The sequence below is a fragment of the Kiloniella sp. genome (genome assembly GCF_048259265.1).
GTDB lineage: Bacteria > Pseudomonadota > Alphaproteobacteria > Kiloniellales > Kiloniellaceae > Kiloniella.
Map to the genome: position 1 here is coordinate 33,930 of NZ_JBLXHT010000014.1, position 19,860 is coordinate 53,789.

The 19,860-nt window shown below is 47.6% G+C and carries 17 protein-coding genes; 5 read left to right on the top strand and 12 right to left on the bottom strand.

Annotated elements, in window-relative coordinates; all coding sequences use genetic code 11:
- Positions 1-24: 24 nt before the first annotated feature.
- A complete protein-coding gene (ilvA, locus tag ACN0QW_RS17725; RefSeq protein WP_417433361.1) occupies positions 25-1,302 on the bottom strand; it encodes a threonine ammonia-lyase IlvA in 1,278 nt (425 codons plus the stop codon).
- 304 nt (positions 1,303-1,606) lie between these two features.
- On the opposite strand from ilvA, the gene ACN0QW_RS17730 reads away from it, so the two are divergent.
- A complete protein-coding gene (locus ACN0QW_RS17730) occupies positions 1,607-2,029 on the top strand; it encodes a hypothetical protein (protein ID WP_417433363.1) in 423 nt (140 codons plus the stop codon).
- Positions 2,030-2,212: 183 nt separating this feature from the next.
- On the opposite strand, the gene ACN0QW_RS17735 is transcribed toward ACN0QW_RS17730, so the two are convergent.
- From ACN0QW_RS17735 to ACN0QW_RS17755, 5 genes are all read right to left on the bottom strand, one after another.
- The gene (locus tag ACN0QW_RS17735; RefSeq protein ID WP_417433365.1) at positions 2,213-3,505 is read right to left on the bottom strand and encodes an amidohydrolase family protein; all 1,293 of its coding nucleotides are present in this window, start codon (positions 3,503-3,505) and stop codon (positions 2,213-2,215) included.
- A gap of 72 nt (positions 3,506-3,577) precedes the next feature.
- Complete coding sequence (locus ACN0QW_RS17740) at positions 3,578-4,525, bottom strand: ABC transporter permease (protein ID WP_417433367.1); 948 nt, start codon at positions 4,523-4,525, stop codon at positions 3,578-3,580.
- A 4-nt stretch (positions 4,526-4,529) separates the two neighbouring features.
- Complete coding sequence (locus ACN0QW_RS17745; protein WP_299377162.1) at positions 4,530-5,579, bottom strand: ABC transporter permease; 1,050 nt, start codon at positions 5,577-5,579, stop codon at positions 4,530-4,532.
- Positions 5,569-7,146 carry an ABC transporter ATP-binding protein gene (locus ACN0QW_RS17750; protein WP_417433369.1) on the bottom strand — a complete coding sequence of 526 codons (1,578 nt, stop codon included), beginning with the start codon at positions 7,144-7,146 and terminating at the stop codon, positions 5,569-5,571. The genes ACN0QW_RS17745 and ACN0QW_RS17750 overlap by 11 nt, the downstream gene beginning before the upstream one ends.
- Positions 7,147-7,396: 250 nt before the next feature.
- A complete protein-coding gene (locus ACN0QW_RS17755; RefSeq protein WP_417433371.1) occupies positions 7,397-8,401 on the bottom strand; it encodes a BMP family protein in 1,005 nt (334 codons plus the stop codon).
- A 728-nt stretch (positions 8,402-9,129) separates the two neighbouring features.
- Between ACN0QW_RS17755 and ACN0QW_RS17760 the strand changes: the two genes are divergently transcribed.
- The gene (locus ACN0QW_RS17760) at positions 9,130-11,289 is read left to right on the top strand and encodes a YgiQ family radical SAM protein (protein ID WP_417433460.1); all 2,160 of its coding nucleotides are present in this window, start codon (positions 9,130-9,132) and stop codon (positions 11,287-11,289) included.
- A gap of 74 nt (positions 11,290-11,363) precedes the next feature.
- On the opposite strand, the gene ACN0QW_RS17765 is transcribed toward ACN0QW_RS17760, so the two are convergent.
- The 3 genes from ACN0QW_RS17765 to ACN0QW_RS17775 form a co-directional block, all read right to left on the bottom strand.
- On the bottom strand, positions 11,364-12,053 hold the full coding sequence (locus ACN0QW_RS17765) for a 50S ribosomal protein L11 methyltransferase (protein ID WP_417433373.1): 690 nt from the start codon (positions 12,051-12,053) through the stop codon (positions 11,364-11,366).
- A 131-nt stretch (positions 12,054-12,184) separates the two neighbouring features.
- Positions 12,185-13,315, bottom strand: coding sequence for a vWA domain-containing protein (locus ACN0QW_RS17770; RefSeq protein ID WP_417433375.1), 1,131 nt, complete (start codon positions 13,313-13,315; stop codon positions 12,185-12,187).
- Positions 13,316-13,476: 161 nt separating this feature from the next.
- On the bottom strand, positions 13,477-14,223 hold the full coding sequence (locus tag ACN0QW_RS17775) for a CARDB domain-containing protein (RefSeq protein WP_417433377.1): 747 nt from the start codon (positions 14,221-14,223) through the stop codon (positions 13,477-13,479).
- Between the two features lie 228 nt (positions 14,224-14,451).
- Between ACN0QW_RS17775 and ACN0QW_RS17780 the strand changes: the two genes are divergently transcribed.
- The 3 genes from ACN0QW_RS17780 (at position 14,452) to ACN0QW_RS17790 (ending at position 15,986) form a co-directional block, all read left to right on the top strand.
- Positions 14,452-14,862, top strand: a complete 411-nt coding sequence (locus ACN0QW_RS17780; RefSeq protein ID WP_417433379.1) for a DUF3010 family protein — start codon at positions 14,452-14,454, stop codon at positions 14,860-14,862.
- 106 nt (positions 14,863-14,968) lie between these two features.
- Positions 14,969-15,448 (top strand): hypothetical protein, encoded by a 480-nt coding sequence (locus tag ACN0QW_RS17785; protein ID WP_417433381.1) that lies wholly within the window; start codon positions 14,969-14,971, stop codon positions 15,446-15,448.
- On the top strand, positions 15,441-15,986 hold the full coding sequence (locus ACN0QW_RS17790; RefSeq protein WP_417433383.1) for a hypothetical protein: 546 nt from the start codon (positions 15,441-15,443) through the stop codon (positions 15,984-15,986). The genes ACN0QW_RS17785 and ACN0QW_RS17790 overlap by 8 nt, the downstream gene beginning before the upstream one ends.
- Here ACN0QW_RS17790 and guaD read toward each other — a convergent pair.
- The 3 genes from guaD to ACN0QW_RS17805 form a co-directional block, all read right to left on the bottom strand.
- Positions 15,945-17,270, bottom strand: a complete 1,326-nt coding sequence (guaD, locus tag ACN0QW_RS17795) for a guanine deaminase (RefSeq protein ID WP_417433385.1) — start codon at positions 17,268-17,270, stop codon at positions 15,945-15,947. The two genes, ACN0QW_RS17790 and guaD, sit on opposite strands and share 42 nt — an antisense overlap.
- Positions 17,271-17,684: 414 nt before the next feature.
- Positions 17,685-18,752: a BMP family ABC transporter substrate-binding protein gene (locus ACN0QW_RS17800; protein WP_417433387.1), complete on the bottom strand. Its 1,068-nt coding sequence runs from the start codon at positions 18,750-18,752 to the stop codon at positions 17,685-17,687.
- Between the two features lie 182 nt (positions 18,753-18,934).
- Positions 18,935-19,855 (bottom strand): ABC transporter permease, encoded by a 921-nt coding sequence (locus ACN0QW_RS17805; RefSeq protein ID WP_299377614.1) that lies wholly within the window; start codon positions 19,853-19,855, stop codon positions 18,935-18,937.
- Between the last annotated feature and the right edge of the window lie 5 nt (positions 19,856-19,860).

The following is a 19,860-nucleotide window of genomic DNA, read 5'->3' on the forward strand; positions in this document are numbered from 1 at the left end:
GATTGGTTGTTTGAAAAATATAAATCAAATCAAAAAGTTCGCCAAAATTTCATTGTTGGTGATGTCCTGGAACTGGATGCCGTTTTCGTGGAATTTTTCCATCAGAGTGTCAAAGTTCTTCGGGTTCTTGGTTTCGATACCGATCAGGATGGAACCGAAGTTTCGGGCGGATTTTTTCAGGTACTCGAAACGAGAAATATCATCTTCATCGCCAAGCAGGAAGAGAAAGTCTTTCAGCGCGCCAGGACGCTGGGGCATGCGAAGGATAAAGTATTTCTTGAGGCCAGCATGTCTTAAAGCGCGTTCCTTGACTTCGGGCAGGCGTTCAAAGTCGAAATTACCGCCAGAGGTAACGCAGACAACATTTTTACCCCGGATGCTCTCGGGATCAAGAGATTGCAGAATATCAATGGTCAGCGCACCGGCGGGTTCCAGCACGACGCCTTCGATATTGAGCATGGTAATCATAGTGGCGCACAGGCGATCTTCGGGGGCGAGGAGGACGCGATCCGCGGCAAAATCCTTGAGTGCCTCAAAATTATGTTCCCCGATCAGGGCAACGGCAGCGCCATCAACAAAGTTATCGATGCTGTCCAGTTTGATGCGTTCGCCTGCGGCAAGGCTTTCTTTCAGGCTTGGCGCGCCTTCGGGTTCCACAAACCAGAAATCAGTGTCGGGGGATGTTTCTTTAAGGTATTGGGTCACGCCCGCCGCCAAGCCACCGCCGCCTGTTGGCATGATCAGGGTATCAAGAGGCTCACTGCCCAGCTGTTCCATGATCTCCAGCCCGATGGTTGCCTGTCCTTCTATGATATCGGGATGATCAAAGGGCGGCACCATAAAGGCATTTTCTTCATCGGCGAACCTGTGGGCGGCTTCGTAAGCCTCGTCAAAGATATCGCCGATCAGTTTCACATCAATGTACGGACCACCAAAGGCGCGGGTCTTGTGAATTTTCTGCTGTGGCGTTGTGGTCGGCATAAAGACCGTGCCGCGCTTTTTAAAATGATTGCAAGTATAGGCAAAACCCTGCGCATGATTGCCGGCAGAAGCGCACACAAACTGTTGGTCTTCTAACCGTTGACTTTCTTCTGGATCATGGCCATTCTCCAGCGCCTTGCTGAAAAAGTTAAAGGCCCCACGGATTTTATAACTACGAACCGGGGTCAGATCTTCACGTTTAAGATAAACATTACAGTCGTATTTATCCGACAGAAAACGGTTATGCTGTAGCGGCGTTTCCGAAAAAACAGTCGAAATATTCTGCCGCGCTTTCTGTACGGAACCCTTGAATGCAGTCATTATCTCTTAACCCTTGAAGAACAACAGCTATTTCTATACGCGCTCTTTAGGTTTTTGTATAGGGGATATGCGAATAGCTCTCATGCATAAGCGGCAGATCTGTGAATGCATTGCATCTTGAACAGTTATTATCCTCAATTATCAAAGTGTTCTAGCGTCAAGAAAGAGGCAGTATTTATAGGGTTTGAATGTTATGCTAATGGTTGTATTTTGAATTGTTTAATATAGCATCTAATCTTCTGGAGTAACCCGTAATCGACCCATTGCAGACATAGGCTTTTTGGGAATTGGCGAGACAACATTCATGGACCCAAATGTTTTAATATCAATAATATCTGCTTCAGCAGCAATAGTAGTAGCTGCATTCACGTATTGGGCAACAAAGCAACGAGAGCGCGAAGCGGAATGGCGCAAAGAAAAATTAGGGCACTATAAAGACTATTTTGCAGCTTTGGCTGCAAATGTTGGCGCGCATTCTTCTCATGAAAGTAGTAAAAGATATGCTATCGCATTTAACACTGTCGGTTTATTTGCTTCTCAAGAGGTGATTAATTGTTTACACAATTACCAATACTTAACACGTCTGCAAGCCGACAAAGTTCCAAGAGATGAACATGATAAGTTATTAACAGAACTGGTACTGGCAATTAGAAAGGATCTAAAACTAAAGCCCAAAGATGATGTTTCATCCTTTAAATATATGGTAATAGAGTCAGGTAAAAAATGAGCATAACGAAACGTTCTGCTACAATGTAGTGAGCGTAGCGTTAATTTCCGCTTTTGGCGCAAAGCGGCATAAGACTATGATCTGTTTGTTATTTGCACGTAACTTGATTTCATTCGCAGTTAACGTAATTTAAATAACACGATAAATGCAGTTTGAGGCTCTAACAATCTCAGCTTGTCACAATCATCTCAGGAAATTCACCGTTTCCTTTTTCCCATCCAGATTAAGCTGTGCCTCAACGGGGGCGGTTGTGCTGATAACCTTTCCGCGTCGTATGACAAACAATCGGGCAGGGCGCAGGCCGATGGCTTCGATGGCATCTTGTGCCTGCAAGATTACCAGATCAGCGAAGTTGCCTTTGGCAATGCCATAATCTGGCAGGTGCATGACCTTGGCGGAGTTTTCTGTCACGGCTTTGAACATGGCTTTGGTTTCGGCAACGCCTGTCATCTGCGCGACGTGGGTTGCCATGTGGGCGACTTCGAGCATGTCGTGGCTTCCAAAGCTGTACCAAGGGTCCATCACACAATCATGGCCTAGGGCGACATTAATACCCATGGCGGTCATTTCCTTGACCCGTGTCATGCCACGTCGTTTTGGATAGGTATCGTGGCGGCCTTGCAGGGTTATGTTGATCAGCGGATTGGGAATTGCGGTGATATCAGCTTCTTTGATCAGGGGCAGGAGTTTGCTGACGTAGTAGTTATCCATGGAATGCATGGAGGTCAGGTGAGATCCGGCAACGCGACCCTGTAAGCCCAAGCGTACCGTTTCGCTGGCAAGGGTTTCGATATGACGGGAATGCGGATCATCGCTTTCGTCGCAGTGCATATCAACCAGCAAGCCGCGATCCGCCGCAATTTCACAAAGCGTTTTTACGGAACGGGCGCCATCATCCATGGTGCGTTCGAAATGGGGGATGCCGCCAACGACATCAACGCCCATATCCAGCGCACGGTTCAGGTTCTCTGCCGCTTTTTCATAGCGGTAATAGCCATCCTGTGGAAAGGCAACCAGTTGAATGTCAATCCAGGAGGCGAGTTCTTTCTTGGCTTCCAACAGTGCGCCAACAGCCAGCAAACGGTCGTCGCTGGTATCCACATGGCTGCGTATCGCCAAGGTACCACGGGCGATGGACCAACGGGCGAGGCCGTGTACACGTTCCTTGATTGCTTCGTGGGTCAGGTGTGGTTTTAGTTCCCCCCAAAGCTGAATGCCTTCCAGCAATGTCCCGCTTTCGTTCAATCTGGGTTGACCAAGACTGAGGGTGGAATCAAGGTGAAAATGCGGATCGATAAAGGGGGCGGTGACCAGATGCCCTTTGGCATCAATGATCTCTGTCTGTCCTTCGACAATGCCATCCGTAATATGCGGGTTAATCTCGACAATACGGTCGTCCTTTACGGCGATATCAACGCTGTTTTTAGCATCTGTGCTATCAGCAAGTCGGGCGTTTTTGATAATGAGATCAAACATAGGGAGTTCCGTTAATTATCGTTCGTTAAATACAGTTGCCGAGATTAAGTGCCAACATCGTGTCCGTTCGCCTCAAGTTCGTTCTCCTCTGCGGAAGGGAACCAGAAGTGCTTTGGGGTAACTGGCTTTGCGGGCCATGATCACCATTGCAACGATACTGAGAATATAGGGCATCATAAGGAAGAATTGATAGGGGATCAAAGCCCCAGCCGTTTGCTGTGCACGTACCTGTAACGCATCAAGCCCGGCGAACAGTAGTGCGCCGATCAAAGCCTTTCCTGGCTTCCATGACGCAAAGATAACCAGTGCGATGCAGATCCAGCCGCGACCGTTGATCATGCCAAAGAAAAAGGCGTCAAAGGCCGACATGGTAATAAAGGCCCCGCCCACTGCCATAAAGGCACTGCCGACCATCACTGCGCCTGTCCGGATCGTCAGAACATTGATGCCCTGTGCTTCTACCGCCATGGGGTTTTCCCCGGCCATACGTACGGCGAGACCAAGTGGCGTCTTGTACAGTACATACCAGACAATAGGCACTAGGATCAGAGCGAGATAGGTCAACGGCGTCTGGCTAAAGAGCGCTTCGCCCATAACCGGGATTTCTGACAGAAAAGGAACTTCGTAAACTTGAAAGGGTTCAATCTTCGGGGGCGTGGTCGCATCTGGTAGCAGCATACGATAGACATAATAGCTAAGCGAAGAGGCAAAGAGCGTGATGCCAATCCCGGTCACATGCTGGGAAAGGCCAAGATAGACGGTGAAGATGCTGTGCAACAGGCCGAACATCAGGCCCAGAAAAGCCGCGAACATAACCCCAGTCCACAGATCACCGCCCATATAGACCCACATCCATCCAGACATGGCACCCATGGTCATAATGCCTTCGATCCCAAGGTTGAGAACGCCAGCCCGCTCGCAGATAAGTTCACCAAGCGTGCCAAGAATAAGTGGGCTTACGATGCGAATTGTTGCCGCCCAGAAGCCAGCAGAAACGAGTATTTCAAGAATATCCATCATGGCTTTATCTGAACCTCACGCGGTAGCGGGTTAGCATCACACTGACAAGTATGGAAAGAACGGAAAGACCGACCAGAACATCCGCGATATAGGTTGGGATGTTAATTGCCCGGCTCATGGAATCTGCACCGACATAGATCATGGAAATGAACAACGCCGAAAGGATCACAGCCAGTGGATTGAGCTGTGCCAGCATGGCAACGGCAATACCCGTATAGCCAAACCCCGGTGAAATATCGAGGGTAAGATATCCCTTTAGTCCGGCGACTTCACTGACCCCGGCAAGACCCGCTAGACCACCACTGATCAAGGCAGTGCGGACCACGGTGGTGTTTACATTGATGCCGGCGAACTTGGCAGCGGATGTGTTTAGCCCGACGGCCCTGATTTCATAGCCCCACACCGTAAAGCGCATCATGGCCCAACAAAGAACAGAGCCGATAAGGGCAAACACAAAGCCAAAATGAAGCCGGCTTTTATCAACAAGGCTTGGGAAAAGACCTTCGTCAATAATGGGGGCGGCCTGTGGCCAGCCCATAGACATGGGGTCTTTTAAAGGGCCTTCCAAAAAGTATCCAACAAACAGCAGGATTACAAAGTTAAGCAACAGTGTCGTGACAACTTCATCAACTTTCAGGTGGGTTTTCAGCATGACGGGAACAGCTAGGGCCGCACCACCCGCCAAGGCCCCGACCAGCATCAGGAAGGGGATCATCAGCAACGGGGGTAGGGTGATTAACCCGGTGCCAAAGAACGTCGCAGCCAAGGCCCCACAATAAAGCTGTCCCTCTGCACCGATATTATAGAACTTGGCGCGAAAGGCGATTGTCGCTGCTAATCCGGTGAAGATGAGGGGGATAGAGCGCGTGAGTGTTTCTGTCAGGGCAAAGCTGGACCCGACGGCCCCTTTGACCAAAAGGCTATAGGCTTCTAACACAGGTGCGCCGACCCACAGGATCAGGACAGATCCAATTAACAGTGAGACAAAGACGGCGGCAACTGGTGCCAAGGCAATACGCCAGGCGGCAACGTGTTCCCGAGGTTCAATTTGCATGGGGCTGTTCCTCGTTACCAGAATTTGTTGTCACCGAGTGAGTTGTGTTCTCGGATTGTTGTCCGGCCATCATCAAGCCAACTTCGGCAGTTGTCAGCGTTTTGGCATCATAACTTTGGGTCAGGTTACCGTGGTACATAACGGAAATCCGGTCACATAGGGCAAAAAGCTCGTCCAGATCTTCGGAAATCAGCACAATAGCTGCGCCCCGTTTTCTCGCGGCAAGAAGCTGTTCATGGACATAGGCGATGGCCCCTTCATCTAGGCCGCGCACAGGTTGGTTTGCGAGGATAAAATCAGGCTGGGGCGATAGAGCCCGAGCGAGAATGAGTTTTTGCATGTTCCCGCCGGAAAGCAGCTTGGTTTCTGCTTCGGGGCCTTCACATCTGATATCAAAGGCGTCGATCAGTTTGTTGGCCCGTTCCAGACAGGCTTTTCGATCTATTAAAACACCTGCTTTAGACACGGGTGCATGTCGTAAGTCTTCACTGATAAGGTTTTCCCACAGCATCATCTCGCCAACCACGCCAGAGCTATGGCGATCTTCGGGAATACGCCCGACGCCCCGGTGTACGATATCGGCGGGCGAGGCACTGGTTACGGCATTGCCGAGAAGGGTAAAGGTGCCCGCATCAGGTTTTTCCAGACCGGAAAGCAGATCGGCAAGGGTTGATTGCCCGTTCCCGGCAACCCCAGCGATGCCTACAATTTCATGCTGATGTACGCTCAGGTTGACTTTATTGAGTTTGGGAACGTTGCTGGTATCTTTGCTTTTGTCTTCAACACTGACGTCTTCAAGTTCGACAATTGGTTTTCCGATTGTCATTTGTTCCAGAACCGGGCGTTCAACGGTGCGGCCGACCATCATTTCTGCCAGTAGTTTTCGGTCAGCTTTTTCTGTTTCGATGCTGCCAACAATTTTTCCACGGCGTAAAACTTCTACCCGTGTACTGATGGCAAGGATTTCGTGAAGCTTGTGGGATATAAAGATAATTGCAAAGCCTTCTTTGGTCAGGCTTTTTAAGGTCTTGAACAGGCTGTCAGCTTCTTGTGGAGTTAAAACTGCTGTGGGTTCATCGAGTATCAGAACCCTGGCGTCGCGATAGAGTGCTTTTAGGATTTCTACACGTTGTCGTTCACCAACGGAAAGATCAGCAACACGGGCGTCCGGGTTAATCTTTAAGCCATAGTCTTTGGACATCTGTGCCAGCTTTGCTTTGGCAGGGGCGCGTTTTTGGCCCAGTGACCACAGGCTTTCAGTGCCAAGCATGATGTTTTCAAGAACGGTAAGGTTTTCAGCCAATGTAAAATGCTGATGAACCATGCCAATTCCAGCGTTAATTGCGGCATCTGTCTGTCCGGCAGGGAGTTTCTGTCCCTCAACTTCGATATATCCCTGATCCGCTGTATAGTGCCCGTAAAGGATATTCATCAGGGTGGTTTTCCCCGCGCCATTTTCCCCGAGCAGAGCAATGACTTCACCCTTATCAAGAGAGAAGGAGATATCGTCGTTGGCGGTAAGGGAGCCAAAGCGTTTGGTAATGTTATGAAAGGCAAGCAAAGCCATGTTATGCCTCAAGAGATGCAAGAACAGAAGTGTCTTGAAATAGCCGAAACGATAAAGGAATGAATAATTCTTGGATTGATACTCAAACAAAGCTTAAGTATCAATAATAATTACATCTTTATCTGTTCGTCTAAATACGTTTCCACGAAAAAACTGTTTAAGTTTTCTCAATAAAATCCCCGGTCCTCCATCAGAATGGTTCAGGCATAAAAATGGTTCAGTAAAGAACAAGACCGGGGATGGAAGGCGGTTAGTAAGTCGATTTGGGCTCTTCGTCGTTGATCTCAACAACAAATTTACCCGAGAGGATATCTGCTTTTACTTGTTCGACCTTGGCCTTTGCATCGGCTGGAATTTTATCGTCAAACTCATAATATGGGGCAAGTGAAGCACCACCCTTTTGCATCATGGTCCATTCTTTATAATCAGCAGCAGAATAGGTTCCGGCTTTGACCTGGCTGATGGCATGTCCGATTGCTGATTCCATGTGCCAAAGGGCAGAAGTCACAACAACGTCCTTGCCATTTTCTTCCTTGTTCATGTCGTTTACGTTGCCAAAGGCAATAATACCTTTGTCACGTGCTGCATCAACAACACCAGCACGCTCTGCATAGAGAACATCAACGCCAGCCTCGATCTGGGCAAAGGCGGCTTCTTTTGCTTTCGGTGGGTCATACCATGATCCAATGAAGTTCACTTTGAACTGTGCATCGGGGTTCACGGATCGTGCACCCGCCATAAAGGCGTGGAACAGACGGTTGACCTCGCCAATCGGATAGCCACCGACCATGCCGATCTTGCCTGATTTGCTCATGCTTCCGGCAAGGATACCCATGAGATAACAGGGTTCGTGAATGTAGTTATCAAAGACAGAGAAATTGTCGCCGTGCGGTTTAAAAGGATCGCCCATCAAATAGGCAACATCTTTGTAATCCTCAGCTACTTTCCGGGCTTCGCGGCTGATGCCAAATGCTTCCCCGACGATCAGATCGACTTTGCTTTCAGAATATTCTCTCAAAACACGGACATAATCTGTATTGGCAACTTTTTCGGAATAAACGTATTCGATTTCACCGGCTTCTTTTGCGGCGACCAAAGCTTCGTGCAGGCGTGCATCCCATTTTTGCTGAATAGGCTGTGTATAGATACCTGCGACCTTAATGGTTTTTGCAAAGGCGCCCGTTGCGCCAAGGGTTGCACTTGCTAGGCCTGCAGCGGCAAGCGCAAGAACGGTTCTTCTGGATAAACCTGTCATGTAATCCCTCCCTGGATAGATGTAAAACAGCTCTGAAAGCGCTCAAATACAAGATCGGTATCTCACCGTTAGTCGTTATTTATTTGCTTTCAGGAACTGTGGTTCCTGTTAATCGACTTGTACAGAGCTCTTTACTTCTACAGTCAGGGCAAATTGTTCCGCCTCTTTTAAACTGTGTTCCAAATGCTAAATTTTTTTTATCACTTGGTCAAATAAAACAGCGGAAAATCTTTGTGTATCTTGAACTCTGTACTTGGCCTTGGTGTGGATTACTTATCTTTATATTATTAATGTGTCAATATTATCAAAGTTTTAGTATTCAGGTCTTCCAAAAATAGATGGCTGGTCTGCGGGGGAAGGTAAACAGGAATACTTGACCTAATCGCTCAAGTAGTTAAAAGGGGGCAACAGATTTTGGCTGGGCATTGATCGTTAGGTTTTAAGGTCGTGCTATAATAGCCAGGCGGCAATGACCGCAATTAATCGTCAGAGAGAATTTAGCGAAGGCCAGAGTAATGCCCGAAGCCCGCCCCGAAGCCCGCCCCGAAGCCCAGAATTTTGCCCAAAATGGTACCTGCAACTTAGCTAAGAATGCTATGAATAACGAACCTGTTAAGGGCGCTAATTCAGGTAAGCTTGCGAAGAAAGAAGCGGACATCGACGCCAAGAATATCTTTTCTTATCGTAAATACTGGGCGCAGCGTTTTGGTATTGCGCCGTTCCTGCCCATGTCTCGGGAAGAAATGGATCTTCTTGGGTGGGATAGTTGTGATGTCATTATTGTCACGGGTGATGCCTATGTGGATCATCCCAGCTTCGGCATGGCGATTATGGGACGGCTTCTCGAAGCACAGGGCTTTCGTGTTGGTATCATTGCACAGCCTGAATGGTCAGACTCAGAAGCTTTTAAGGCGCTGGGCAAACCTAATCTTTATTATGGTGTAACCGGCGGCAACATGGATTCAATGATCAACCGCTATACGGCTGATCGTCGCATTCGTCATAATGACAGTTACACCCCGAATGATGAAGGCGGTAAGCGCCCGGACCGTTCGGTCATAGTCTATTCACAGCGTTGTCGTGAAGCGTACAAGGATGTGCCGATTGTTATTGGCGGTATCGAAGCTTCCCTGCGTCGTACTGCCCATTATGATTACTGGTCTGATAAGGTCCGTCGTTCCGTCCTGATTGATAGTAAAGCTGATATTCTTCTTTATGGAAATGCAGAGCGCGCCATTGTTGATCTGACTCACCGCGTCGCTGCAGGGGAAGCGCCAAAGGATATTGATGATATCCGCGGCACAGTGGTTGCCCGCAAGGAAATCCCCGAAGGCTGGACCGTTGCTGATATGACGGACATTGATGATGATAATGATCTTCATCACATTCCCGATCGTGCTGAAGCCCGCAAGAAACTGCGTGACGCAGATACAAATAAAACCGCTGTACGCCTGCCGTCATACGAAGAAGTTATCGCAGACAAGGCGTTGTACGCACAGGCATCCCGGGTTGTTCATCTGGAAAGTAACGCAGGTAACGCCCGCGTTATGGTGCAAAAACACGGTGATCGCGATATCTGGATCAACCAGCCGCCGATCCCGCTGACCACACCTGAAATGGATGGCGTGTTTGATCTGACCTATGCCCGTGCACCGCACCCGGTTTACGGTGATGCCAAGCTTGCTGCGTGGGATATGATCCGCTTTTCCGTGAACATTATGCGTGGTTGTTTTGGTGGTTGTTCTTTCTGTTCTATTACCGAGCACGAAGGCCGGGTTATTCAAAGCCGGTCTGAGGAATCAATCCTCAAGGAAATAGAAGATATACGTGACAAGGTTGATGGCTTTACCGGGCAGATTACCGATATGGGTGGCCCGACGGCCAACATGTACCGCATGGCCTGTAAGGATGACAAAATTCAAAAGGTCTGTCGTCGCTTGTCTTGCGTCTATCCTGACGTTTGTAAGAACCTTGATACCAGCCATGAAAGCCTGATCCAGCTTTATCGCAAGGCTCGTGACATCAAGGGTGTCAAAAAGATCTCTATCCAATCCGGTCTTCGTTATGACATTGCGGTGAAAAGCCCGACCTATATCAAGGAACTGGTGACCCATCACGTCGGTGGCTATCTGAAAATTGCGCCGGAACATACCGAAGAACGTGCACTGTCCAAGATGATGAAGCCGGGTATTGGTACCTATGAGCGTTTCAAGTCCATGTTCGATGCGGCGGCGAAAAAGGCTGGTAAAGAGCTATACCTCATTCCTTATTTCATTGCGGCACATCCGGGCTGTGAAGATGAAGATATGATGAACCTTGCTGTCTGGCTCAAACAAAATGGCTTCCGGGCTGATCAGGTTCAGAACTTTATTCCATCCCCAATGGCGCTTTCCACGGCTATGTATCACAGCGAGCGTAACCCGCTACGCCCGATCCGTCGTCACAGCGGTGAAGTTGTTCATACGGCAAAGGGTATGAAACAACGTCGTTTGCACAAAGCTTTCTTACGCTACCACGATCCTGAAAACTGGCCAATCCTGCGGGATGCGCTTAGAAATCTGGGGCGTGCCGATCTTATTGGGCCGGGCAAAAAGCATCTGGTTCCTGCGCATCAACCCATTGGTACAGGTGATAACAAGCCAGGTGCCAGAGGCTTCGCGAAAAAGAAAGACGGCAACAGCAGCGGCAAGGCTTTCTTTACCACACATGCCGGGCAGGGACGTCGTCGGGCAAATGACAGAACATCTGTTGCAAGTGGTGCTGGCGCTTCTGACGGTCCAGCCCGTGGCGCAACAGCACACGGCAAAGCCAAACCCGGTGGCAAACCTGCGCGGGGTAAACCAACTTGGGGCAAGCCATCAGGTCAAAGACGACGTACTCGGACTTAAACCAAAGTCTGTTTTGGTTTAGAATATGAAGAAGGCCTGGAATGTTATGAACAACATTTCAGGTCTTTTTTCGTTTAGGGCATTTCTCGGTATTTGGCCTCTACCAAATAAACAATTTCAGAATGGATGCCGTTGATTTCAACAAAATGGGCATCACCTGTGCGTTGGTTATGTTCGACGCGGTGCCAGAATTCCTGATAGTGGTCTCTGATGTCAGTTTGAAAGACGCCGATGATTTTATAGTTAAAGCCTTTGTTATGGGCATAATTTGCGGCTTTGTTGATTGACGACAAGCTGGTTTGCAGAAAGAAAATGCGTCCGTCTTCTTTGAGTCTTGTAACGCTGAAATCAAAAAGATCCTGGATCATTTCGATACCATAGATCCCGCCGCTGAAAAACTCTTTCCCGGATGCTTTTACAGTCGGCAGAGACGCAGGGTTAGAGATAATGAAATCGTATGTTTCATCAATAACACTGTCATCAATGAGATGAGGTTGAAAATGAGAACAGTCATTTAAGGTAATGTTTTCTTTACTTAAATCTATCGCATCTGGATCAATATCAAATCCGGTTACTGAATGAGCGCCCCGTTTGGCGGCATAAATACCAAGTACCCCGGTGCCACAGCCAAAATCACAAATTCGCTGGTGCGAAAATTCCAGGTTTTCCAGATAGAGCAGAAGAAATTCAGAATAGCGAGTGACACGAATTTTCTCGGTTTCGAGAATGGATAGTTCCTGTAGCCCTGCGCTGAATTTCTTCATATAAAATCACCGATGCTGTTGATCCGTTTTATCTGCTCGTTGCTCGTTGTTTCCCATTACTTAGTGTTTCCTGATACTCACTATAACATATGGGGATGAATTCTGCTCTATCATCCCCAATCACGTATAGTTTAATAGAGTTGCTGCTTCAGTGTTTCCTGAACAGCGTGGTCAAATGAGTCCGTCTCGCCCTGTTCCTTTGCCTTCTCGGCGACGTAGGCATCATACTTTGTGATAAGTTTGCTCATGGCTTTTTCAAGCTGTTCGCGTTCTTCAAGCTTGGCATCGATATAAGCCTGTTTTTCCCCCTCAGATTTATCCTGTAATTCTTTTGGAAGGTCGCCGTCTTCAATTTTATCAAGCGTAACAGCGCCATTTTTGATATCAGCTACCAAATCGCCACCGCCTGTTATGACTTCCTTGACCGAAGAGCGTTTGGAATAAAACTTGGAATTCTCTACCTGTACAGAACTTGGTGCTGCTTCTTTTAGCTCCATTTTATCCTGCACAGCGGATTGTTCTGCCTCTGATCCATAGGGAACAACCGTGTCATCAATACGCTTTTGCAGGATAATGATATCACCATCGAAAGGTGTTTCGATAATTTTAATCTGCCCGCCATCCTGTGGAATGGGGATATAGCGTCCGTTACCCAGTTGGGCGATTTCTTTCCAGATTTTCTTGGTTTCCCGATCACCGCCTGCCTGTACAGCATTGACAATAATGCCTTCTTTTCTGGCCGCTTTGATAACCTCGGGGTATTTCGGGGCGTTGTCGTAATCCATGTGCGGCGGCGCATCTCCGACGAGGAAGACAATGCGTTGGGTATCTTCGCCTTCTGTCCAATCCAGTTGGCGAACAGACGCATCTAGGGCTTCATTGACGGCTTCGGGTGTATCACCGCCGCCATTGGCTTGGAAGTGCACCAGATTGCCGTACAGACCCTGTATATCCGGGCTCATATCGTAAGACTTGATGACGTAATCATCACCAATGTCGCGATAGCCGATCAGGGCCATTTCGATGTTGGCATTGGGGTGAATGTCCACGATGGTATTGGCGATGGACCAGATCTTGCGCTTTGCCCCGTCAATCAGATCGGCCATTGATCCGGTGGTATCCAGAACAAAGGCAACCTCTATGCGTGGTTGCCCGTTTTGATTATCTGCAAAGGCCGCTGTGGCCACGAGGGAGGAAGAAAATCCATAAAGTGCTGTTGATGTTAAAAGCCCTGTCATTAATCCGCGTACTGATTTTTTCATCAGATTGGTCCTATCTTTTTGTGAGAATAGGTTTTCAAGATGAACGATTATTGTGGTGTAAAAGGGAGAGGAAAAAGGCAAGAAAAGGTTACTTTAAGGTGCAAATAAGACCGTGGAATAAACCCACAATCTTATTTACAAACTTAAATAGGGGTCAGATTCTAGGTTGCTGGTCCCAAGCAGCGGGCGTATTCCACATGATTGTTTGCTTCGGAAACCTCATCAATGGTTGCGTGATAATCAGCAAAGAAACCAAAGCTTACTATGGGATGTGCGGTTGGTGACCAGGATACCGGATCAATTGGGTGTGACATCGCAAATTGTTGTCCGGGGGCGAGTGGTGGCACATTTAAGCTCTGTTGCGTTGGGTAGGTATCATTCCAAGGCTGACCAAGGGGAACATCAAATCCGACACTCACAACGCTCGCAGGGGCCATTCCTGTGCCGGCATTTCTGATGATCCAGCGAATGGATTGATTCCCGCCATTCCAGCTGCCGCAATAACCGCTGTTCGGCATGCCGTTTGTTCCTGCTGATGCAGGCAATACAACAAGGTCTGGCGTACCATTGGGCAGACCATAAACCGGACCATTACTTCGTTTGTTCAGGGATCTGGTCGGGGCGATGTTCTTTCTCTTCTGCACTATCGTTCTGGGTGCCGTGGGCCGAGGAGGGACAACAACTTTGTATTGTGTCCTTTTCACGGACAATGATCTTGCAGTGACTGTCCGTGGTGATGTCGTTGCCGCCGACGCGTTACGATTGCAGTTTTTCTGTGCTGACGTTTGCCCCGTAGCCTGAGTTGCGCATTCTGCCATTACTGGTGTTGTTGATAACGTAATGTAATTCACGGCAACCAGGCCGGATGTAATGATGCAAAGAGTTTTTAGTTTTGGAATGTTACTCATTTTTCGTACTCCTGTTTTAAGATCAGGGCGGAAATCTGAGCCTTTTCCATTTCAGATATGGATGCTGAATTCCGCTGGATACCTAATAGGTCGGGCGTACAGAACATAAGGTTCATTTTATTTTTGTTGGATGCGCGTTGATCCTATTCAAAACTTTGCAGATTGCTTTAACTGCTTTAAGAATAAATAGAATTATTAACCCCTTAACCCTTTAATGGTGGAATTCTGATGAAACTTTGTGGGATTGAACTTAAAGGAAACGATGCCGTCTTAGTTGTTTTGGAAGCCAGCGAGGAGGGGCCAAAACACATTGATTTTCCGACACGAAAAATAGCATTGGGCGACAGTGATAATGCAGCAGATGTCATCTGCTTTCAAAAAGAGATCGCAGCATTCTTTGTGAACAACAATATCTCTCAGGCAGTCATCAAAAAACGAGCCAAAAAAGGCAAATTCGCTGGCGGCCCCGATACCTTTAAAATGGAGGCCTTGATACAAGTTATCCCAGATCTGGAAGTAGAATTGGTGACGCCACAAGCTTTGGCCGCGATGGAGAAAAAGCAGAATATTATCTACCCGAACAGTCTAATGAAATATCAAGAGGTGGCGTATTTGGCAGGTGTTTGGTTGTTCAAGTGATTGTAAGGTTTGATAGTAATTTACGTGAACTATTGAGATGAATTGTATTAATAGACTTCTGGACTAATCCTTATCTCTGATCATTAAGATAAGGGGAGTCATAAGAATGGATCATGCTGGAGCTTTGTATCGTCGTCATAGGGAAGAGCAAGCTGAACAGAAAAGAGAACAGCTAGACGACAGGATGTTCAGAATGTTTGTTGATGGGCATGCTGGTAAGGGCAACAAGCTGACTTATGAGCAGGCAAAGTGGTGGTGGAGAAACGCAGGTGGAAAACCACTTGTTGTTGATGGCAGGGAATTAACAGTGTGGAGAACCAGTAAAAATATTCAGATAGCAGCTCCTATGCCTCTTGATGATCTTAAAGTTCATGGTTATGTGTCCACCAATCCGGCGAATGGTCGAATATATGACGCAGGATATGATTTTGAACCCAAAGCAATGGCTATGCCCCAAGACGCAAATATTGTGGATAAAGTCAGGATCACCTCCAGAAATTTTTTAAATGAACTTGCGATAGATGAGCATGGTAAGGGAACTCCTTTTAAAATCGTATATCGCTACGAGGACAAAGATTTTGAGTAAGATCAAAAGATATCTTATATATTTCGGTGTCATTCTTGGTTGGGGAGTGCTTTATCTCGTTTTTCAGGCATTCAACTCTGATAAAGAATATTCCTATCACAATTTTACCCGGCCGGATAATTACACCATTCTTAGAGATGGTGACGTTATTATTCCGGCGACAGTCGTCGACCATGATATTATGCCTGGATATTACGTTGGTTTACAGCTTCCTGCGGAATATCTGGAATGTGATGGCGGACGTAACGGATATAAAATTCGTATCCGTAATGAGGAAAATTATTTCATTCTCTCTACAGATACAGGAGAAGCCCTCTTTTACAAATCCCGAGAAGAATTTGAAAGAAAACTTAAAAGATTGGGCCTCGATAACGATTTAGAACTAGATTCACAGCTTTTAAGACCAGTTGGAAATATCTGTCCAATGGCTATCACAGAGTTGATTGGGACGACTGTGAGTTGGCTGACAGCCGTCCCAATGGATGAAGATGAATATTTACCCCTTATAAACCCGTTCTCCCGCCACATAGGTAGCTGAGATTGCGCGGTCGTCGCCGAGGATCATGAGCGAGAAGAGGATGTCTTCGAGGTTCTCTGAAACTTCCTGACGGCTTTCAAGTACGGGCGTGGCTTTGGGATCTAGTACCACAATATCGGCGTACTTTCCTGCTTCCAGATTACCGATCTCATTATCCTGTTTGAGCTGCTTGGCATTGCCAAGGGTCGCGAGATAGAAGGCATCGTGGGCGGTTATTTTCCGGCCCTTGAGCATAGCGACTTTATAGGCTTCGCCCAGAGTTTGCAGCATGGAATAGCTGGTGCCGCCGCCGACGTCTGTGGCAACGCCGACACCCACGGGACGTTCCGGTTTGGACAGGTGGTCGATATCAAACAGGCCGGACCCGAGGAAGTTGTTGGATGTCGGGCAATGCACCACGGTGGAACCGCTTTCGGCAAGGCGCTGGCATTCCCGTTCAGACAGGTGGATACCATGGGCAAAGAAAGAATTTTCGCCCAACAGGTTAAAGTGATCGTAAACGTCGGTGTAATCCTTGGACCACGGGAATTGTTTTTGCACTGTGGCAATCTCGCCGGGGCTTTCTGACAGATGGGTTTGCATGAGGCAATCTGGGTTATCCTTATAAAGATCGCCTGTCACCTGTAGTTGTGCATCGGTTGAGGTAACGGCAAAACGTGGCGTGATGGCGTATTTTAGGCGACCCTTGTTATCCCATTTGTTGATTAGATCCTGTGAGTCCCTTGCCGCTGTTTCGGGCGTATCAAGTACGGTATCAGGCGCGAGCCTGTCCATCATGGTTTTCCCCGTGATCATCGACATACCGCGCTTTTCAGCAGCAGAAAATAAGGTGTCGGCACAGGTTTTGTGTACAGAGGAAAAGGCGAGGGCCGAGGTGGTGCCATTGGCAAAAAGGCGATCGAGGAAAATTTCTGCGGCTTTGGCGGCATATTCTTCAGAGCTATAGCGGCTTTCTTCGGGGAAGGTAAAGCGGTTGAGCCAATCCAGAAGGTCTTTACCGGGGGCTGCCAGAATACGGTATTGCGGAAAGTGAATATGCGGATCAATAAACCCGGCCATAATGATTTTATTATCGTAATCATCACATGGAAGGTCTTTAAATTCATCCGGCAGTTGGGCAAAAGCGCCTTGCCAGAGTATACGCCCGCCTTCGCTGATAACCACAGCGCCCTTGGTTTCGTATTGAACCGAATTATCATCACCCTTGATGCGGGGATTATCAGTAAAGTTAACGGTCGCACCGCGGAGTAGTTTGGCAACTGTTTGATCTTTGTTTGTCATCATATGACCTTGGCGTTATCAGCCGTAAATTCGGCAGTTAATCTTCATTGCGATAAAGTATCTCTGTTTAAGAAAGTGTGAACACCTTTGACCGTGATTTATGCACGACGAAACAGATGCCAAATCTTTCCCAACTGGCACGTTATAAATCCAAGGTTATCGATCTCTGCGGGTTTACCCACCAGACAACAGGCCTTGGGACCATAATTTTGATTTTTTTAATCTTGTTTGGATGGACGAATGAAAAGGTAATCCGTTTTAGGTCCTGATCTTTTCGATTATCCAGCTTATCTTTTTAAAGCTTATCTTCTTATCTGGGCACCAACCCCCCGATTTTTCAGGGGTTGGTGTTGTCCCAGTATTTTTCTTCAAGATGCCAAGTTCAAGATATTAAGTTACCGGACACCTTTGTAACTTTTATTGTGGCAACTGATCGTCAACACCCTGAACATACCAGTTCATGCCAAGAAGATCGCCATCGGCAACTGTCTCGCCTTCTTTAACAGCTACGGAACCGTCTTGTTTGGTGATTGGTCCCTGGAATGGGTGCAGATCGCCAGATGTGATTTTGGCTTCAGTTTCCTCGGCCATTTTTTTCACATCGTCGGGAAGGTTTGTGTAATCAGCCATGACAACCATCTTCTCGTCCAGGCCACCCCAAGTATCTTCGGATTTCCATGTACCATCCAATACAGCCTGTGTACGGTTTACATAGTAAGATGCCCAGTCATCGATAATGGCGGTTAGCTGAGCTTTTTCAGCAAAGGCATACATGTTTGACGCCTGACCAAAACCGTGAACACCCTGTTCCTGTGCAATTTGAAGCGGTGCTGTAGAATCAGTGTGCTGAGTGATAATGTCAGCGCCCTGACCAATCAGAACCTTGGCGGCATCGGCTTCTTTACCGGGGTCAAACCATGAATTTACCCAAACGACTTTTAGTTTGAAATCAGGATTTACGGACTGAGCGCCAAGCATAAAGGCGTTGATACCACGTACAACTTCTGGAATTGGGAAAGAACCAATATAGCCAGCTACACCAGATTTTGATTGTTTGGCAGCAATTTGACCAATGATGTAACGGCCTTCGTAAAACCGTGAAGAATAGGTCGAAACGTTATCAGAGCGTTTGTAGCCTGTGGCGTGTTCAAACTTTACATCTGGGAAGCGTTTGGCAACTTTTAGGGTTGGTTCCATAAAACCAAAGGAAGTTGTGAAAATTAGTTTGGACCCTTTACGGGCCAGACGTTCAATTGCACGTTCTGCGTCCGGACCTTCGGCAACTTTTTCGACATAAGTTGTTTCAATTTGATCGCCAAATTTTTCTTCGATGGCTTTGCGTCCTTGATCATGTTGGTAGCTCCAACCGTGATCACCAACGGGGCCAACGTATATAAAACCAACTTTCAGCTTATCTGCAGCAGATGCCGGGACTATCGCGAGGGATAGTACGATTGCGGCGGCAAATCCCAAGATTTTCTTCATGTGGGTTATCCTTCCCTGATTACTGAATTCCCTTGGGCAAGAGAACTCTTTGCGGCCGTTTCATTCTTTTGACGTCAACGCTGGCCGATGTATGCGATGACACCTGTATTAATTTCATTCTTCTCTCTGTTGGCCTCGCCTGAATTAACGCTTTGGGTGTTTGGCTCAACAGGGAAATCATATTATCGATCTGGAACAAAGGTTTGACCGATACATGCTGGTGTATTTACACGAGTTAGCGTTTTGTTGCCAGAAATAATGACCAATGCAATGATGGTTACAACATAAGGCAATGATGACAGGAACTGTGATGGTATGCCAAAGCCAAGCGCTTGAACATAAAGGCCCATAATCCAAACAGCCCCGAACAGATAGGCACCAATCGCAAGACGTTTGGGCAACCATGTTGAAAAAACCACTAAAGCCAGGGCAACCCAGCCACGTCCGGCGGTCATGTTCTCAATCCACTGTGGTGTATAGGCGAGCGACAGATAGGCCCCAGAAAGACCGGAACAGGCCCCCCCGAACATAATGCAGGCATAACGTACAGCGATCACATTGTACCCAAGTGCATGGGCTGAATTGTGATTATCTCCGACAGAGCGAATGATCAGGCCTATTCTGGTTTTAAATAGCACATAGGTCGTGCCAAAAATCAGCGCGATAGAGGTGTAAACAAGGATGTCCTGTCCAAAAAGGATTGGCCCGATGAAAGGAATGGTGCTCAGAAACGGAATGGAAAGCTGTTGTAGTTTTACGCCGGGAAGTCCGACAAATGATTCCCCGATAAGTCCTGATAACCCAAGCCCCAAAAGGGTGAGAGCCAGTCCGGTCGCAACCTGATTTGTCGCCAATGTTTGTGTCAAAATAGCAAAGAAGAAGGAGAGGGCAACGCCCCCAAGAACGCCAGCAAGAATGCCGATGTAGGGGTTACCTGTTGTGTAGGCCGCGGCAAATCCGCAAACAGCCCCCATAACCATCATGCCCTCGACACCTAGGTTGAGAACGCCGGACCTTTCGGTAACCAACTCACCAATTGCTGCAAGGAGCAAGGGGGTTGAAGCGGTAATAATTGTCAAGATGACAGCTTGTGTTGCATCCATTGGTT

Coding starts and splice junctions, on each gene's coding strand:
- ilvA (WP_417433361.1), bottom strand. CDS start 1,302: ATGACTGCATTCAAGGGTTCCGTACAGAAAGCGCGGCAGAATATTTCG.
- ACN0QW_RS17730 (WP_417433363.1), top strand. CDS start 1,607: ATGGACCCAAATGTTTTAATATCAATAATATCTGCTTCAGCAGCAATA.
- ACN0QW_RS17735 (WP_417433365.1), bottom strand. CDS start 3,505: ATGTTTGATCTCATTATCAAAAACGCCCGACTTGCTGATAGCACAGAT.
- ACN0QW_RS17740 (WP_417433367.1), bottom strand. CDS start 4,525: ATGATGGATATTCTTGAAATACTCGTTTCTGCTGGCTTCTGGGCGGCA.
- ACN0QW_RS17745 (WP_299377162.1), bottom strand. CDS start 5,579: ATGCAAATTGAACCTCGGGAACACGTTGCCGCCTGGCGTATTGCCTTG.
- ACN0QW_RS17750 (WP_417433369.1), bottom strand. CDS start 7,146: ATGGCTTTGCTTGCCTTTCATAACATTACCAAACGCTTTGGCTCCCTT.
- ACN0QW_RS17755 (WP_417433371.1), bottom strand. CDS start 8,401: ATGACAGGTTTATCCAGAAGAACCGTTCTTGCGCTTGCCGCTGCAGGC.
- ACN0QW_RS17760 (WP_417433460.1), top strand. CDS start 9,130: ATGTCTCGGGAAGAAATGGATCTTCTTGGGTGGGATAGTTGTGATGTC.
- ACN0QW_RS17765 (WP_417433373.1), bottom strand. CDS start 12,053: ATGAAGAAATTCAGCGCAGGGCTACAGGAACTATCCATTCTCGAAACC.
- ACN0QW_RS17770 (WP_417433375.1), bottom strand. CDS start 13,315: ATGAAAAAATCAGTACGCGGATTAATGACAGGGCTTTTAACATCAACA.
- ACN0QW_RS17775 (WP_417433377.1), bottom strand. CDS start 14,223: ATGAGTAACATTCCAAAACTAAAAACTCTTTGCATCATTACATCCGGC.
- ACN0QW_RS17780 (WP_417433379.1), top strand. CDS start 14,452: ATGAAACTTTGTGGGATTGAACTTAAAGGAAACGATGCCGTCTTAGTT.
- ACN0QW_RS17785 (WP_417433381.1), top strand. CDS start 14,969: ATGGATCATGCTGGAGCTTTGTATCGTCGTCATAGGGAAGAGCAAGCT.
- guaD (WP_417433385.1), bottom strand. CDS start 17,270: ATGATGACAAACAAAGATCAAACAGTTGCCAAACTACTCCGCGGTGCG.
- ACN0QW_RS17800 (WP_417433387.1), bottom strand. CDS start 18,752: ATGAAGAAAATCTTGGGATTTGCCGCCGCAATCGTACTATCCCTCGCG.
- ACN0QW_RS17805 (WP_299377614.1), bottom strand. CDS start 19,855: ATGGATGCAACACAAGCTGTCATCTTGACAATTATTACCGCTTCAACC.